We start from the raw sequence: 15557 nt of genomic DNA on the forward strand, positions 1-15557 counted from the left end.
CGCGACGAGGAGGCTGGACCCGGACATCGACAGCGCGGCGATCTCGGGTCGCAGCACGAGCCCGAACGCGGGCTCGAACACGCCCGCGGCGATCGGCAGCGCGACGGCGTTGTAGCCGATGGCCCAGGCGAGGTTCTGGCGCATCTTGCGCGCCGTCCCGCGCCCGATCCGCAGCGCAGTGGGCACGTCCAGCGGGTCCGAGCGCATGAGCACGACGTCCGCCGTCTCGATCGCGACGTCGGTACCTGCCCCGATGGCGATGCCCAGCTCGGCCTGGGCCAGCGCGGGGGCGTCGTTCACCCCGTCGCCGACCATGACCACGTGCCGTCCCTCCGCCTGCAGCGCGCCGATCTGGGCGGCCTTGTCGCCGGGCAGCACCTCGGCGATGACGGTGTCGATGCCGAGTCGCCCCGCGATGCGGCGGGCGGTCGCCTCGTTGTCGCCGGTGAGCATGACGACCTCGACGCCGAGCTCGTGCAGGGCCTCGACCGCGGCGGCGGCCGTGGGCCGTGGGGCGTCGGCGAGCGCGATCAGCCCGGCCGCACGCCCGTCGACCGCGACGAGAACGGTGGTGCGGCCCGCGGCGGCGAGCTCGTCGCGGCGGGTGGCGAGCGACCCGAGGTCGACGTCCTCGCGCTCGAGTAGGCGCCGGTTGCCCACCGCCACCCGGCGGCCGGCCACCATGGCCACCGCGCCGTGGCCGGGGACGTTCTCGAATCCGGTGACGGCCGGCCGCGCCACCCCCTGCTGCTCGGCGTGGGCGGAGATCGCCCGGGCGAGCGGGTGTTCGGACTCGCGTTCGACGGCCGCGGTCAGGGCGAGCAGCTCGGTCTCGTCGATCTCCTGCGCTTCCACGTCGGTGACCTCGGGTTCGCCCTTCGTGAGCGTGCCGGTCTTGTCCATGACGACGGTGTCGATGCGCGCCGAGGCCTCCAGGGCGCTGGCGTTCTTGAACAGCACGCCGCGCCGGGCGCCGAGGCCGGTGCCGACCATGATCGCGGTCGGGGTCGCGAGGCCGAGGGCGTCGGGACAGGTGACGACCACGACCGTGATCGCGAACAGCAGGGCCACGGTCAGCGGTTCGTCGGAGAACAGGGCCCATGCGGCGAACGTCGCGCCACCGCCCAGCAGGGCGACGAACACCAGCCAGAACGCGGCGCGGTCGGCGAGTCGTTGCCCGGGTGCCTTCGAGTTCTGCGCCTCCTGCACCAGCGCGACGATCTGCGCCAGCGCGCTGTCGGCGCCGACCTTCGTCGCCCGTACCCGCAGCGTGCCGTCCGCGTTGATGGTCGCGCCGATCACGTCGCTGCCGACGGTCTTGTGCGCCGGCAGGCTCTCCCCGGTGACCATCGACTCGTCGACGTCGGATTCGCCGTCCTCGACCACGCCGTCGACCGGGATCTTCGCGCCCGGCCGCACGAGCAGCAGCTCGCCCGCGGCGACCTCCGCCGTCGGCACCTCGACCTCGCGGCCGTCGCGGATCACCACGGCGCGGGGCGGGGCGAGGTCGAGCAGGGCACGGACGGCGTCGTTGGCCCCGCCACGGGCGCGCATCTCGAACCAGTGCCCGAGCAGCACGAACGCGGTGAGCACGGTGGCGGCCTCGTAGAACACCTCGCCACCGCCGGCCAGGGTGACCACCAGTGAGTAGCCCCAGCCCGCGCCGACCGCGACCGCGACCAGCACCATCATGTCCAGCGTCCGGGCGCGCAGCGCACGGTAGGCGCCGTCGAAGAAGATCCAGGCCGAGTAGAAGATCACCGGCAGGCTGAGGATCAGCGAGAACACGTCGTCGCGCAGCCCGAACGGCGCGGGCACCTCGAACCCGAGCACCTCGCGGCCGATCGGCGACCACAGCAGCACCGGGATCGACAGCACCGCCGCCACCAGGAACCGGTTGCGCATGTCGGCGACCATCGTCGCCATCGACATGCCCTCGTGCCCGCCGTGGCCCATCATCTCGTGCGGCGACGGCTCGGCGGGTTCCTCCGGCGCCGGGCGATGGGCGTCCACCAGCGGATCGCAGACGTGGTGCGGCACCGACCGGCCCTGGCAGTGGTAGCCGCAGTCGCGGATCCAACCGGCCAGCTCGGCGACCGACGTCGCCTCCGGGTCGTAGACGACGGTCGCGGTCTGGGCGACCGGGTTCGCCTCGACCGAGCGGACGCCCGGACGCCGGCCGAGGACGGACTCGACCACCGCCTTCTCGCTCGCCCACTGGACGCCGCGCACCTCCAGTACGGCGGACTCGACGTTCTCAGTGCCGGTCGTCATGACGACCTCCTTGTCACTAGCGATCTCGGAAGGGTCGACGGAACGCACGGGAATATACTCTATAGGGGTATGGGGTACAACGAGCTTTCACGACGTGGTCCCGGTGATGAGAGGGGCCTTGCCGAGCGCGGTCCGCGGTACCGACTCGACCTCACGAACGCGGACGTCCGGGACCACGACGCCCTGCTCGGCGAGGGCGCTCCGCACTTTCGCGGCCAGCGCCGTCGGGTCGACGTTCCTCGGTCGGACGAGCAGGACCTCGAGCCCTTCGGGCCGCTGCACCACCTGCCAGCCGGCGCTTGTGACCCGATCCATGATGTGGTGGACGACGACGGGCTGCACGGTGCGCTCCCCGCCGCCGGCCGTCGCAAACTGCAACGCCTCCTGCAGGCGACCCTGGACGCCTGCGAGAAGCGCATACGGCCGGCCGCACGGGCAGTCGTGCTCGACGGCTATCTGGACACTGTCGGTCATCTCGTAGCGGATCAGCGGCAGGGTGCGCGAAAACAGGACCGTCACCAGCACCTTCGCGCCGTACTCCCCCGGTGGCACCGGCCGGTCGTTCCCGTCGACGACCTCGGTGAGCACCAGGTCCTCGAACAGGTGCAGGCCCGGGTGCTGCCCGCACTCGGCGGCGATGGCGGCGGTCTCGGTGGCGGCGTAGACGTCGCGCGGCTGGCGGCCCCATGCCGCCGTCGCAGCGTCGCGTGTCGAGCGCGTCAACACCTCCGAGGCGCTGAACACGAACTCGGGAGCGATCGCGAGCCGACCGGCGAGCTGCTCCTCGGCCAGCACCCGCAGCATGGAAGCGTAGGCGACCAGCGTCCGGGGCTGTCGGCCGTTGAGGCGCAAGACGATGGACGCACGGTCGTCGCCGGAGTCGATCCGCACCGTCGGCAGCCACGCACTGTCGATGGACGCGCCGACGCGCGCCGACTGATGCGTCGGGTTCGTGGAGCTCACGACGGCCGTAGACATCCGCCGGGTCAACCCCGCTCGGGCGCCGCCCCACTCCTGCGCGCGGTTGTACGAGGCCAGGACGTCCACCCATTCCGATCTGTCCCAGAGGAGGATGCCGCGCCGGCCGGTGGTGCCCGCCGTCGCGCACACCCGGTACCGCCCTCGAAACAACTCGTCCCCGCGTAGCACGTCGAGGTGGCGCTCGACGGCGTCCAGCCGGACGGCGCGGTCGGTCACGGCCTCGTCGAATCCCTCCATCAGCTGCGCCTTGGTCAGCACCGGCAGGTCGGACAGCGGGGTGTCGAACCGGCCGGCGTGGAGGCGCCGGTAGAACGGCGAGTGTGCGTAGGCGTGTGCGCGCAGGACGGCGAGCGCCCGCCCCTGGTGAGCGATCAGCTGCGCCCTGCTCCACGAGTCCCGACGGCGCAGCCGGCGCAGCACGGCGAGCACCAGCCCAGCCCGCCGGGCAGCGTCGGAAACCCTGCTCGGCGCCGTGTGGCCGCCTGCCATCGCTACTCCCATCGACCGACCGGCGCAGAGATCACGGTCACGCCGGCGAGAAGCGCCCGCCGGGGCCGGCCCGACTCGCGAGAGATCGAGCCGGGCCCGGCGGGCCCGATCACACGGTCTTCAGCAGTTCCTGCATCTGGGCGATCTCGGCCGTCTGCTGGTCGATGATCGCCTGCGCGAGGGCCTTCGCCTGCGGGTTCTGGCCGTCGGCCAGCTCGGTGCGCGCCATCGTCACCGCACCCTCGTGATGCACGACCATCATCTGCAGGAACATGCGGTCGAACCCGGCACCGTTCGCCCGGTCCAGCCCGCCCATCTGCTGGCCGGACATCATGCCGGGCATTCCGCCCTGGCCCATGGAGCCATGGTCCATACCGCCCATCGAGCTGTCCTCCTCGACGCCCCAGGCCTCGAGGAAGCCGCGCATCTGCTCGATCTCCGGCGCCTGGGCCTGCTCGATCGTCGCGGCCAGCTCCTTCACCCGCGGCGACGCCGCCCGGTCGGCGGCGAGCTGCGACATCACCACAGCCTGCTCGTGGTGGGGGATCATCCCCTGGACGAAGGTGATGTCGGCCTCGTTGTGGCCGGCGGCCACAACCGTCGCCGATTCCGGCGACGAGGCGGCGGGCGAGGACGGCGGCGCAGCGGTGCCGCAAGCGGTGACGAGCAGGGTGCTCAGGGCTGCGGCGAGCAGCCCGAACGTACGTGTGACGTGCATGGGTGCCTCTCTGTGTGTCTGAACGGACGGTGATCGACGGTGTGCACCGATCGATCAGCGCCGTGACACACAGAGCTCAGCGAGACGGGTCGAACTCGCCCGTGGGGGTGCGCGTGACCCCACGACCGGACCGAGGAGCAGCACCCGCGCGGCGCGCCACGGTCCCGGCGACATCCACCCCAGCAGGCGGAGCGCGAGGAGCAGCATGCCCATCGCCAGGATCGCCAGGCACGCGGCCAGCGCGTGGTGGCTGCCGCAGTCCGGGTCCTGGCCGTGTCCGATCGCCGCACCGGCGCCAGCATGTGGGTGCGAGGTGGCCACGACGTGGCCGTCGTCGGAGGCGGGAGCGCACAGGACCGGAGTGGCGTGCATCGTCAGCACGCCCAGCACCACGGCCACCACGAGCAGCAGGCGCTGCCCCGGTGCCAGTCCGGTCCGCTCCACGGCTCCGAGCGTAGCGAGCCTCATCGAGCGGCCGGCAGACCGCGGCATCCGTGCACGCCGTGGCAGGCCTCGGCAGGAACCGTCCGCGTCCGCGTCAGCGCCGGACGCGGAGTGCGGACATGATCAGCAGCATCAGTCTCTGCACCACCGGCTCCGGCGCATCCGGACCTGCGGCTCCGAGGGCGTGCAGGCAGAAGGCGGCGAGTTCGGCGACGGGCACGTCCTCCCGGACATCGCCCTCACCCCGGGCCGCGGAGAGCAGGTCGCACACCATGTCGCGCACCTGGTGTCGGCCGCGGACAACATGATCATCAGCGTGAAGGGGCCCGGTCGCCTCGCCGCCGGTGTGGCTCCGGCGAGCAAGAGACGCGTACGCGCGGAGCACGGCTTCGAGCCGCTCGATCGGGGTACCAGGTGCGTCGCGCAGCATCCCGAGCTGGGCCAGGTGGGCCGCGACCTCGCGCTCGTGCCAGGCCCGCACGACGGCGTCGACGTCCGGGAAGTACTTGTACAACGTCGCTCGACCGATGCCCGCCTTCTCGGCGACCCGGGACATCGTCACGCCCCGCGGCCCGCGCTCGGCGAGGAGCTCCGAGGCGGCGTCCAGCGCTGCGTCTCGGACGGCCCGCCGATGCGAGTCGACGGTGTCGGTCCACAGCTTCGGCACAAACGAAGTATGCGGCATGCCGAAGTAGTGACAGTCTGTCCGGACCAAGACATACTGTCTCGAAAAGAGTGGGGACGTACGTGGAGCTTCGACGTGAAACCGGTCGGGACGAGGGCCTGCCGCGGTGGGTCAGGACCCTCGTCGTCCTCGCGGTCATGGTGGTGGCGCTGGTCGTCGTCGCGATGCTGCTCCTCGGCGGCGAACACGGACCGGGTCGGCACACCGCGATGTCCGCACCCGACGCGACGCCGGTCGACCGGTGAGGATGCCTGCGGGCGTCCGGAAGCTCGCCCTCACAGTGCACGTGGCGTCCTCGGTCGGCTGGCTGGGGGCGGCGCTGGCCTTCCTCACGCTCGCCGTGTCCGGGCTGACCAGCGACGACGCGCAGCTCGTTCGATCGATCCAGGTCGCGCTGGCGCCGATGACCTGGTTCGGGCTCGTCCCGCTGAGTCTCGCCGCGCTCGCGACGGGGCTCGTGCAGTCGCTGGGTACCGACTGGGGCGTCGTCCGCCACTACTGGGTACTGATCAAATTCGGGGTCACGCTGCTCGCCGTCGTCGTCCTGCTCCAGCAGCTGGAGCCGATCGCCTTTCTCGCACGCGAGGCGGCAGCCGGGCGGCTCGGGCCGGGCGACCATCGCCTCGAGCGGATCTCACTCATCGTGCACTCCGGCGGCGGCCTCGCGGTCCTCCTGCTGCCGCTGGCGCTCTCCATCTACAAGCCCCGCGGTCGAACGCGCTACGGGCGCAGGCGGTCCGCCGGCATGCCGGGCGGAATGACAGCCGACCCCGCGTCGTGACGCCGAGGCGGCCCGACGGGACCGGCTCGGCGTGCGCGGTGATGAATGCTCGACGACCTGGGGGGCTGCCCTGTCACCGTCCTGGCGCAGATCCCCTGCGGGGCGGACACGGCGATCCCGCCGACCGGCGTACCGGCCGGCGGAATCGCCGTTCTCATGCCTCAGTCGCGGCGGTCGCGACGCCGAGCTGTCCGCCTGGCGGTCCGCCGGGCGACCCTGCGAGATCCGAACATGCCCACTCCTCCAGCTCCGTACCGATCGCCCGGTCAGGTTGACACGGGCGCCTGCTCCAGACTGTGCATCGCCGCCGCTTCCTCAGCCGAGATCAGCCCGATCCCGATGAGGTCCAACGGGCTGATGAACCCGTCGGAGATGCGGAACCCGCCTGCGCGCAGGACCGCATCCCGCAGCGGGACCGCCCAATGGTGCTCGATCAGCAGGATTGCGGCCGCTGAGCCATTGGGAATCTCCTCGAGCACGTCCCATGCCTCTTCATCGTTGAAGACCGTGATTCCGTCCGCCGCAGCCTCGGCCCCGGCCAAGGCTCCGGCCTCCATACCGGGCTCGCCATCGAAGCCCAGGCCGATCAACGCGCCGACCTTGCTGCCGAACTCGATCGCCTCGTCCGTCGACAGGTTGCTGAGGTGCATCGCCTCCAAGTCCCCCTCAGCGTCCTTGTACACGGCGAGCGCGTCGATCACCTTGATCGTGTCGTTCTCCTTCAGACGCCCCAACTCGGCGATGATCTCACCGTGGAACTCCGGATCCTTGAATCCGAGCACGATGAGTTGGACAGGCCCGATCGCCATCGATTCCCTCCTCGAGTCTCACCGACGATCCGCGGGGCTGCGATGCCCACCAGCGGACCGGCCATGGCCAGCGTGGCGCACATCGTCCGGGGGCGCCTCATCCTTGGCAGGTGACACCGATTCCGCGGTTCGTGGGCGGTCGTGACGGCTGAATCCGGGGTTGACCTGCGGAAACGGGTGTGCCGACTGAGCTCCCGAGGACGCCGGGGAACGGGCGGCCGGCTCCGTCCGACCCGCGAACGCGCCAGGGCATGCGCGTCGACGCTGCGGCGCTCACCTGTCGCGGGTGATGTCCGCCCGGCAGCGCCGGGGTGTGCTGGACCTCGGGGCCGGCGCGTCGAGTGCGCGCAGGGGCGAGGAGGCGCCGTGTCAGCAGTTGACGAACTGGTCGACCTCGTCGAGAACGCGGCCGCAGCCGAACGCGCGGTGCTGGCGTCGAAGTGGAAGGACCGCGACCACGTCGCCGCCACGATCCGTGGGGTCGAGCAGCGGATCGCCGAGCGGCGCGACCTCGAACGCCGCTCCGCGGTGACGCCCGCGGCGGAACCGGCCCTCGTCGGGGCCCCCGTCGCCGTGGAGCCGGATGACGACCGGACGCACCAGGAGGCACCGGGCGACGGTCGCGGCGTTCTGCCTGCGGGGGACGACGCCTCGCCCGTCGGGACCCACGCCGAGGCGGCCCGCGCGGAGCGGGCGGCCGAGGCGGCGGTGCGCACCGCCCGGGCGGCCCTGCAGGAGGCGCACCTGGCCGTCCTCAAGGCCCGCCTGGCCCGGATCGACGCGGGCGAGGCCGAGCCGGATGCGTCGGTCGTCGACGGCCACACGGCCCTGGCCGGCCGCAACGCGGTCACCCGCCACGGGCCCGCGCTCGCCCGTGGCCTGCGCGGGGAGATCCACTACGTCCTCACGCGCAAGCCGCGCTCGGTGCTCAAGAACCTGGCGATCAGCCTGGCCCTGGGCCTGCTCTACCTGGGCTTCATCCGGACCTTCGAGTGGGACACCAAACAGCGCCTGCTGCCGTACCTGGGCCTGTGGGCAATCTCGGTGGTCATGGGCGGCGCGGTGTGCCTGAACGCGATGAGCTTCGACGCCATGCGGGTCCGCGCCGCCCTCGACAGCGGTGCCCGGCTCTGGCACGTCCTGGTCATCAAGAACCTCGCGCTGCTCACGCTGGTGGCGCCACTCGGGTTCCTGCTCAGCGCACTGCTCGCCTGGCGAGCAGGCGATCTCGGTGCCTTCTTCAAGGCGTGCGCGTTGATGCTCTGCTTCATCCTCCTGTGGCTCGGTGTCGGCAACGTGCTCTCGATCGCCCTGCCCATCCGGGACGAGCCGGTCCTCAAACGCCGCAAGGACGGCACGCTGAAGCAGTTCCTGATCGTGTTCGGCGTGTCCTACGCGGTCGGCTACCTGGTCAACCTCATGCTGATCTGGCGGGTGTTCGCCGCACAGGAGCTGACGGCCCGGCTGGGCAACGTCGTCATCCCGGCGATCCTGGTGGTGCTCAGCAGCCTCACCATGTGGTTCCTCCTGACGGTGTTCGCGCTGGCCCTGGCTCAGCAGCCGAAGATCCGCCGCGCCATGATGCGGGAGATCGCCGACTACGGCTCGAACGCCGAGGCGCAGGCCTATGCGGCGGAGGCGGCGAAGGCCTCGCCCGCGGACCCGACGGAGCCGGCGACCACCCAGCATCGACAGCAGGTCTGACGCGCGGAACGCGCTCACGGCGGGGGATCGAGGCTTCGACGCTCGTCGCGTTGTCCGGCCGGCCGGGTCCTGCCCGGTCGAAACGATCGGCGGTAGGCGGTCGGGGACGTGCCGAGTGCCGCGGTGAAGCGATCTCTCAGCGCGGCCGAGGAGGAGTGGCCGGTGCGGTGGGCCACCGCTTCGACGGGCAGGTCGGTGGTCTCCAGCAGCTCCCGGGCCCGGTCGAGGCGGGCCAGCAGGAGCCATCGCTTGGGGCTGGTCCCGATCTCGTGGTGGAAGCGCCGGAGCAGGGTGCGCTCGCTGAGGTTGGCGTGCTCGGCCAGCTCGGCGAGCCCCAGGGGTTGATCGAGGTGGCGCAGCGCCCACTGGCAGGTCGCGTTCATGGTGCTGGACGAGGTGTCGGGGATGGCGGTGCTGATGAACTGGGCTTGCGCCCCGTCGCGATGGGGTGCGACGACGTTCCAGCGGGCCAGTTCGGCGGCGGCATGGGCTCCGTGGTCGCGGCGGGTCACGTGCAGGGCGAGATCGAGCCCGCTGGCCAGCCCGGCGGACGTCAGGACGTCGCCGTCGTCGACGTAGAGCACGTCGTCGATCACGGTGGTCTCGGGGAACTGGCTGGCGAGCCGGTGGACGGCGGCCCAGTGGGTCGTGGCGCGCCGTCCGCGCAGCAGCCCCGCATGGGCGAGGGCGAACGCGCCGATGCAGATCGACATCATGCGCGCGCCGCGGGCGGCGGCCCGCTGCAGGGCGGCGAGCACGTCGTCGCGGGGCGCGCTGTCCCAGGCCGGGGCGTAGCCGGGGATCACGACGGTGTCGGCGCCCTCGAGCGCGTCCAGGCCGTGGCCGACGGCGAGGTCGAACCCGTCGTAGGTCGGGACGAGGGCCTCGCCGGATCCGCAGACGGTGAGCTCGTAGAGATCGGGCCGCAGGTCCAGGTTCGGGCCGTGCCCGAAGATCTGCAGCGCGCAGGTCAGGTCGAAGGTGACCAGGCCGGGCAGGGCGAGCGCGACCACACGATGACGCATGGACGGACCCTCCCGCACGGCTTGGCGGGAAAACAAGGGTAGTTGGCGTCCGGCCATCTCGCCGCCGGATCGGGCGGCGGCCACAGTGCAATCGCCGCGATCGCCGCAATCGCCGCAATCGCCGCAATCGCCGACGACCGTGACACCGCCGCCGTGGCACCGACCGCCGATCACCCGGAGGAAGCCGTCATGACCACCACCGAATCCGTTCCGGCCTGGACGCTGCAGGGCGACTGGTTCGATGTCTGCTCCTGCGCCACCCCCTGCCCGTGCACGTTCGCCCAGTCGCCCACGAACGACAGGTGCACGGCGATCTTCGCCTACCGGATCACCGGCGGCCGGTACGGCGACACCGAGCTGGCCGGCCTGAATGTGGGCGCCGTACTGACGTTCGAAGGCAACATCTGGGGCGGCGAGACGTCGTGCACCCTGGGGTTGCTCGTCGACGACCGCGCGGATCCGCAGCAGATGCAGGCACTCCTCGCGATATTCGGCGGGGCGGCCGGTGGATGGCCGGCGATGTTCGCGTCCTTGATCGGGGACTTCCGCGGCGTCGAGGTCGCCCCGATGCGCATCGAGATCGCCGAGGACCTCTCGAGCTGGAGCGTCGAGGTGTCGGGCTGGTACAGCGCGACGTCCTCCGCTCTCACCGGACCGACGTCGGACCCGACGAAGCGGGTCCAGCTCCTCAACGCTCCGGGCGCCGAGGTCGGGCCGGCCGAGCACAGCGTGACGACCTGGGGTGTGGGCGAGGTGCGTCAGGCGGCGGCCGGTCTGTTCGGTGGCCTCAGCGTCGAGATGGCCACGACCTCGAGCAAGCACATCCCGTTCGACTGGTCCGGCCCGGGCTCGTGACCACCACCGCATCGCGCGGCGTTGCGACGCGCGTCCGAAATCCGCTCCGGCGGGCGCAGATCACGATCTGGCTCGCGCTGGTCGTCCTCACGGCGGGGGCGTGGGCTCTGCTCATCCGGCAGTCGGCGGGAACCGACCAGCCGGCGAGCATGACCCCCACGATGGGGATGGGTGCCCTGCTGTTCCTCGGTGTGTGGCTCGCCATGGTGGTCGCGATGATGTTCCCGGCCGCGGCTCCGATGATCCTGATGTTCGCCCGGATCGCGGCCAATCGGGGATCGAGCGGCAGACCGTTGGCTCCGACGGCGTTCTTCGTTGCGGGCTATGTCCTGGTGTGGTCCGTGATCGGGGTCGCCGCCTTCCTGCTCGCCGCCGGTGGCGAACAGCTCGCGAGGCGCGTCGACGTCGTCGCCGACCATGCCGGTCAGATCGGTGCGCTGCTCATCGTCGTCGCCGGCGCGTACCAGTTCAGCGCGCTGAAGGATCGATGCCTGACGGGGTGCCGCTCGCCGCTGGCTTTCCTGTCCCGGCAGTGGCGGGAGGGCGTACGGGGTGCGATCGCCATGGGTGCCCACCACGGCGTGATCTGCGCCGGCTGCTGCTGGGCGCTGATGGCGATCATGTTCCCGCTCGGGATGATGAACGTCGTCGCTCTCGGTGCGGTGACGGTGTTCCTCTACGCGGAGAAGGTTCTCCCGGCCGGACGGATCCTGCGGTTCGCCGCGGGCGTCGTCCTCATCGCCCTCGGTCTCGCGGCTCTTGCCGACCCCGGCCTGCTGCCCGGTGGTATCGCGCACACGTGCGACGGCGCGGCGCACACGGCCGCGATGCCCATGCATCAGCCGACGTGCTGAGCCCCGCGTCGACGACCGCCGGCGCCAGCCGGCGTGTGCGAGTACCGAGGGCGCGGGCGGTGGAACATCTGTGGGAGCCCTGGCACCCACCGCGAGCAGCTCACACACACCGCCGGCGGTATGTGCACCCACCACGAGGTAGGTGCGAGCGCGGTGGTGAATCCTCGCGGCCGGGCCGTCGCCGCCGCGGGGCTACGGCCGGGCGAGCAGGCAGGTCTCGAAGAACGCCGCCGTGGCGAGGTGGTGGGCGTGGCCCGCCCGGTGTGCGTCGAGGCAGTGCCCTGCGGCGCGCTGCACCGTCACCGTCGCGCCCTCGACGGCCTTGAGCGCGGCGGCCGCCTGGGCCTGCGCGTGCTCGTCGGAGGCCCAGATGCCGTCGAGCTCCGGCAGGACGTGCAGCACCGGCACCCGGATGTCGGCGGCCACCCCGGGCATCGTCTCGTGCCAGCTGACCGCGCCGCGTAACTCCTCGACCGGGATGGGGTGCAGGTCCTCGCCCGCCTCCCGCTGCACGGCCGGATCCACGAGCACCGGATCCTGGGCGAACATGATCTGGTCGCGGGCCTCGTTCGGGACCGCCACGTGCGAACTCTCGCCGATCAGCGAGCCCCACATCTCGAGGATCCCCGGACGCCACACCATGCCCATGCCCGAGGCCATGATCCCGCGCAGCGGGACGTCGACCTCACCCGCCGCCACCATCATCGCGATCATGCCGCCGATCGAGTGGCCGATGAGGAAGGCGGGCAGGCCGTCGCCGCGCTCGGCGTGCAGCCGCGCCACCGCCGCCCGCAGGAGCGCGGCCTGGGCGGGGAAGCCGCACTCCCCGGGCGCGACGCCGGCGGCCGCACCGTAGCCGGGGCGGTCGAGGGCGATCACCCGGTAGCCCAGCGCCGCGTAGGTGCCGAGCGCCGACGCGCGCGGGGCCGAGCGCAGGTCGTAGTACCGGCTGGAGTACGAGCCGCCGTGCAGGGCGAACACGATCGCCCGGGCCGGCGTGTCCGGCTCAGCCGACCGCCCGCTCAACCGCCGCCCGTCCACGTCGATCTCGATGGTCGATACCGCTGGCATCATCGCCTCCAATGTCCGACATTGATGTCGAACTATGGACATCTCTGTCGGATCTGGCAATAGACCGATCGGCGGAAGGCCCGCACGCCGTCCCACGAGGGGGCTCACTCCGTGACGAAGGTGAGCGTCGTCCGTCCCGCACACGCCGCGTCGACCGGTCGGGTCGGGTCGGTGAGGAAGGCATTCATGATCGTCATTGCGCAGGGGTGCTTGTCCAGGACCGAGTGCCCCGTGAGCGGGAACTCCACGTACTGCGAGCGCGTGAGACCCGGCCGGACGATGTCGACCCACCCCGGGGCGGTGGCCGCGTCGAGGGCGCCCTCCAGGATCAGCACGGGCACGTCGCTCACGGTCGGTGCGGTCATCCCCGGATCGGACCCGACGTCCCAGACGGGGCACTCGGTGAACATGCGCCCCTGCTTGGGCTGCACCTTCAGGACCTGGTCCGGGAACTGCGGGAGCGCCGACCGGGCCGTCGCGAGTGCGGCGTCCTCGGTCGTCAGGTTGGTGTGCTCCCGGCAGAAGACGCTGAAGGCCAGCGCGTGGCCGCCGAGGCCGACGATCTCCGGAGGGGTCTGCAGCGCGAGCATCGCGGCGACGGTCTCGGCGGTGTCGCCGCGCGCCATGTCGGCGATCATCTTGGGCACGCGGGAGGCGTCACCGCGCTCGCTGGCCATGATCACGGCGTAGGCGAAGGGGAACCCGTCGATGTTGACCGTCAGGGGCGCCCCGGTGGCGGGGTCCGTCGCCTGCACCACGACGGGTGTCGCGGTGAGCCGCGTCACGGTGGCGAAGAAGTCCGCTTCCAAGTTCGGGTACGCCGCCGCGCAGGACGGCTGGGCCGCGCAGGCGGCGAAGATCCCCCGGAACGAGCTCGCGGGCGCTTGCCACCAGGTCTCGGAGATGTTGTTCGCCGGCGGCGACACGGAGTCGAGCACGACGCTGCGGATGCCCTCCGGGTGGTCGCGCAGCACGGTCAGGGCGAGCTTCGACCCGTAGGAGACGCCGTAGACGTTCCACTCGGCGATGCCCAGCGCCACCCGCAGATCGGCGATGTCGGCGGCGTTCTCGGCGGAGTTGTAGGCCGCCAGGTCGTTGCCGGCGGCAGCCAGCCGGTCGCGGCAGGCCTTGATCACCGGTGCCTCCGCCGCCGTCGTGGACTCCGCCGAGAACGGGACGCTGATCGCGTCGTTGACGAACTCGTCGTACTCGGGGCAGGAGAGCAGCGGATCGGAGTGGTGGGTGCCGCGCTGGTCGACGAAGATCACGTCGCGGTCGGCGTTCAGGCCCTGCTGCGTCAGCGTCGTGACCTGGAACGACCCGGCGCCGCCCGGACCACCCGCCAGCCACACGATCGGATCGGGCTGCGGTGTCGGTGAGGCGGCCGGCACCCGCGCGGTGAAGACCTTGATCTTCTTCCCGTCCGGCTTCGAGCGGTTCTCGGGCACGGTGAGGTAGCCGCACTGCACGTCGGCCGGGAAGTCCAGGGTGGGGAAGCCTGCGACGTTCGGGCTGGGACACGGCGCGCTCTCGAAGGCGGCCGCCGGGGTCGCCGCGGGGGCTGCCGCCAGCGGGGACTCGACGTAGATCTGGTCCAGGACGCTCACCATGATCGCGTTGGCGGTCGGCGCGTCCTCGGGAGAGACGGGCTGGTTCGTCCAGACCACGAGCGTCACGTCGTTGGCGGTGTCGACGCCCATGAACGAGTTGTAGCCGGCCGTCTCACCCCCGTGGAACGTGATGGCGTGGGGTCCCCAGCTCAGCCGCGAGATGCCGTACCCGTACTCCTGGCGCGGGGTGTCCGGGGACTCGGGCCTGATGCTGACGGCCCAGATCCGCTGGTACTCGGCGTCGAGCACCTTTCCACCGGTGAGGGCCCGCATCCACGTGGCGAGATCGTCGGCCGTGGAGACGACGCCGCCCGCCGCCGCGGCGAACGAGTGGTTGACGCCGGTGTAGTCGGTCGGCGCGACGGTGCGTGCCTCGATCGCGGCCGTCATCTCCGGGGTGTACTCCGGCTCGCCGTAGAGCGCCACGGAGGAGCTGCCGTACAGGTAGCCGTGCGAGGACGGCGCGGGGATCGCGTTCGAGGTGGCCTCGGGCAGGAACGTGTTCGCCATGCCGAGCGGCGCGAACAGCCGGTCGTGCATCGCGGTGGCGAGCGGCTGCCCGCCCGCCTGCTCGACGACCAGGCCGAGTAGCGCGTAGTTGGTGTTGCTGTACTCGTAGTCCGTGCCCGGCGGCCGGTTCGGTGGGTGCGCGAAGGCGATGTCCAGCAGCTCCCGCGGGGTCCACACCTTTGTCGGGTCCGTGTCCAGCGTCTTCGCGAGCTCGGGCGAGTTCGTGTAGTTGTAGAGCCCGCTGCGCATCTCCAGCAGCTGGGCGAGGGTGATGGCGTCGCCGTTCGGGACGCCTGTGACGTACCTCGACACCGGGTCGTCGAGCGCGAGCTTGCCCTCCTGCGCCAGCTGCAGGATCACCGCGGACGTCATCGTCTTGGTGTTCGACGCGATCCGGAAGTGGGTGCCGGGGTCCGGTGGGCTCTGCACGCCGAGCTCGGTGGTGCCCGCCCCGACCCGGAACTCCCCCTGGGGCGTCCGCAGGAGCACCACCGCGCCGGGCACGCGGAGCTCCCGGATCTTCCCGTCGAGGAGGGTCTGCAGCGAGTCTTGATCGATCGGCTTGAGCACCGACGACGGCGCCTGCTCCGGTTCGCCCGTGCACGCCGCGGCGATCAGGGCCAGCGCCGCGACGGCCGCCACCGTCGCGGCGCGGCGGCCGGTGCGGGAGTGGGATGTCATGGTCATGCCCCTCGTGGTGTCGGGCCGCCCGGAAGAGTGCCGTCCCGGGCCGCCGGGGTGTGCCGG

At 71.6% G+C, this 15557-nt stretch carries 14 protein-coding genes; 5 read left to right on the plus strand and 9 right to left on the minus strand.

Going from position 1 to position 15557, the window contains the following annotated elements:
• From AB7J25_RS18185 to AB7J25_RS18205, 5 genes are all read right to left on the minus strand, one after another.
• Positions 1–2274: heavy metal translocating P-type ATPase (locus tag AB7J25_RS18185; RefSeq protein ID WP_428510574.1), on the minus strand; the 2274-nt coding region annotated here is incomplete at its 3' end.
• 87 nt (positions 2275–2361) lie between these two features.
• Positions 2362–3744 (minus strand): phenylacetate--CoA ligase family protein, encoded by a 1383-nt coding sequence (locus tag AB7J25_RS18190; RefSeq protein ID WP_428510576.1) that lies wholly within the window; start codon positions 3742–3744, stop codon positions 2362–2364.
• A 109-nt stretch (positions 3745–3853) separates the two neighbouring features.
• A complete protein-coding gene (locus tag AB7J25_RS18195; protein ID WP_428510578.1) occupies positions 3854–4462 on the minus strand; it encodes a DUF305 domain-containing protein in 609 nt (202 codons plus the stop codon).
• 54 nt (positions 4463–4516) lie between these two features.
• A complete protein-coding gene (locus tag AB7J25_RS18200; RefSeq protein ID WP_428510580.1) occupies positions 4517–4906 on the minus strand; it encodes a DUF6153 family protein in 390 nt (129 codons plus the stop codon).
• Between the two features lie 94 nt (positions 4907–5000).
• Positions 5001–5573: a TetR/AcrR family transcriptional regulator gene (locus tag AB7J25_RS18205; RefSeq protein WP_428510582.1), complete on the minus strand. Its 573-nt coding sequence runs from the start codon at positions 5571–5573 to the stop codon at positions 5001–5003.
• 80 nt (positions 5574–5653) lie between these two features.
• Here AB7J25_RS18205 and AB7J25_RS18210 point away from each other — a divergent pair, with 80 nt between their 5' ends.
• Both AB7J25_RS18210 and AB7J25_RS18215 read left to right on the plus strand, forming a co-directional pair.
• Positions 5654–5836 carry a hypothetical protein gene (locus tag AB7J25_RS18210; RefSeq protein ID WP_428510584.1) on the plus strand — a complete coding sequence of 61 codons (183 nt, stop codon included), beginning with the start codon at positions 5654–5656 and terminating at the stop codon, positions 5834–5836.
• A gap of 41 nt (positions 5837–5877) precedes the next feature.
• On the plus strand, positions 5878–6372 hold the full coding sequence (locus tag AB7J25_RS18215; protein ID WP_428510586.1) for a DUF2269 domain-containing protein: 495 nt from the start codon (positions 5878–5880) through the stop codon (positions 6370–6372).
• A gap of 266 nt (positions 6373–6638) precedes the next feature.
• Here the strand turns inward: AB7J25_RS18215 and AB7J25_RS18220 are convergent, their stop codons facing one another.
• On the minus strand, positions 6639–7181 hold the full coding sequence (locus tag AB7J25_RS18220; protein ID WP_428510588.1) for a hypothetical protein: 543 nt from the start codon (positions 7179–7181) through the stop codon (positions 6639–6641).
• 366 nt (positions 7182–7547) lie between these two features.
• Between AB7J25_RS18220 and AB7J25_RS18225 the strand changes: the two genes are divergently transcribed.
• On the plus strand, positions 7548–8885 hold the full coding sequence (locus AB7J25_RS18225; protein ID WP_428510590.1) for a hypothetical protein: 1338 nt from the start codon (positions 7548–7550) through the stop codon (positions 8883–8885).
• A gap of 14 nt (positions 8886–8899) precedes the next feature.
• Here the strand turns inward: AB7J25_RS18225 and AB7J25_RS18230 are convergent, their stop codons facing one another.
• Positions 8900–9910, minus strand: coding sequence for a GlxA family transcriptional regulator (locus AB7J25_RS18230; RefSeq protein WP_428510592.1), 1011 nt, complete (start codon positions 9908–9910; stop codon positions 8900–8902).
• A gap of 189 nt (positions 9911–10099) precedes the next feature.
• On the opposite strand from AB7J25_RS18230, the gene AB7J25_RS18235 reads away from it, so the two are divergent.
• Together AB7J25_RS18235 and AB7J25_RS18240 are read left to right on the plus strand one after the other, a co-directional pair.
• Complete coding sequence (locus AB7J25_RS18235; protein WP_428510594.1) at positions 10100–10765, plus strand: DUF1326 domain-containing protein; 666 nt, start codon at positions 10100–10102, stop codon at positions 10763–10765.
• Positions 10766–10914: 149 nt separating this feature from the next.
• On the plus strand, positions 10915–11619 hold the full coding sequence (locus AB7J25_RS18240) for a DUF2182 domain-containing protein (RefSeq protein ID WP_428510596.1): 705 nt from the start codon (positions 10915–10917) through the stop codon (positions 11617–11619).
• Between the two features lie 192 nt (positions 11620–11811).
• Here AB7J25_RS18240 and AB7J25_RS18245 read toward each other — a convergent pair whose 3' ends face one another.
• Both AB7J25_RS18245 and AB7J25_RS18250 read right to left on the minus strand, forming a co-directional pair.
• Positions 11812–12693: an alpha/beta hydrolase gene (locus AB7J25_RS18245; protein WP_428510598.1), complete on the minus strand. Its 882-nt coding sequence runs from the start codon at positions 12691–12693 to the stop codon at positions 11812–11814.
• A gap of 101 nt (positions 12694–12794) precedes the next feature.
• Positions 12795–15497, minus strand: coding sequence for an alpha/beta fold hydrolase (locus AB7J25_RS18250; protein ID WP_428510600.1), 2703 nt, complete (start codon positions 15495–15497; stop codon positions 12795–12797).
• Positions 15498–15557: the final 60 nt, after the last annotated feature.

The sequence above is a fragment of the Pseudonocardia sp. genome, assembly GCF_050246655.1.
Taxonomy (GTDB): domain Bacteria; phylum Actinomycetota; class Actinomycetes; order Mycobacteriales; family Pseudonocardiaceae; genus Pseudonocardia.

Coding starts and splice junctions, on each gene's coding strand:
- AB7J25_RS18195 (WP_428510578.1), bottom strand. CDS start 4,462: ATGCACGTCACACGTACGTTCGGGCTGCTCGCCGCAGCCCTGAGCACC.
- AB7J25_RS18230 (WP_428510592.1), bottom strand. CDS start 9,910: ATGCGTCATCGTGTGGTCGCGCTCGCCCTGCCCGGCCTGGTCACCTTC.
- AB7J25_RS18190 (WP_428510576.1), bottom strand. CDS start 3,744: ATGGCAGGCGGCCACACGGCGCCGAGCAGGGTTTCCGACGCTGCCCGG.
- AB7J25_RS18250 (WP_428510600.1), bottom strand. CDS start 15,497: ATGACCATGACATCCCACTCCCGCACCGGCCGCCGCGCCGCGACGGTG.
- AB7J25_RS18245 (WP_428510598.1), bottom strand. CDS start 12,693: ATGATGCCAGCGGTATCGACCATCGAGATCGACGTGGACGGGCGGCGG.
- AB7J25_RS18235 (WP_428510594.1), top strand. CDS start 10,100: ATGACCACCACCGAATCCGTTCCGGCCTGGACGCTGCAGGGCGACTGG.
- AB7J25_RS18220 (WP_428510588.1), bottom strand. CDS start 7,181: ATGGCGATCGGGCCTGTCCAACTCATCGTGCTCGGATTCAAGGATCCG.
- AB7J25_RS18240 (WP_428510596.1), top strand. CDS start 10,915: ATGACCCCCACGATGGGGATGGGTGCCCTGCTGTTCCTCGGTGTGTGG.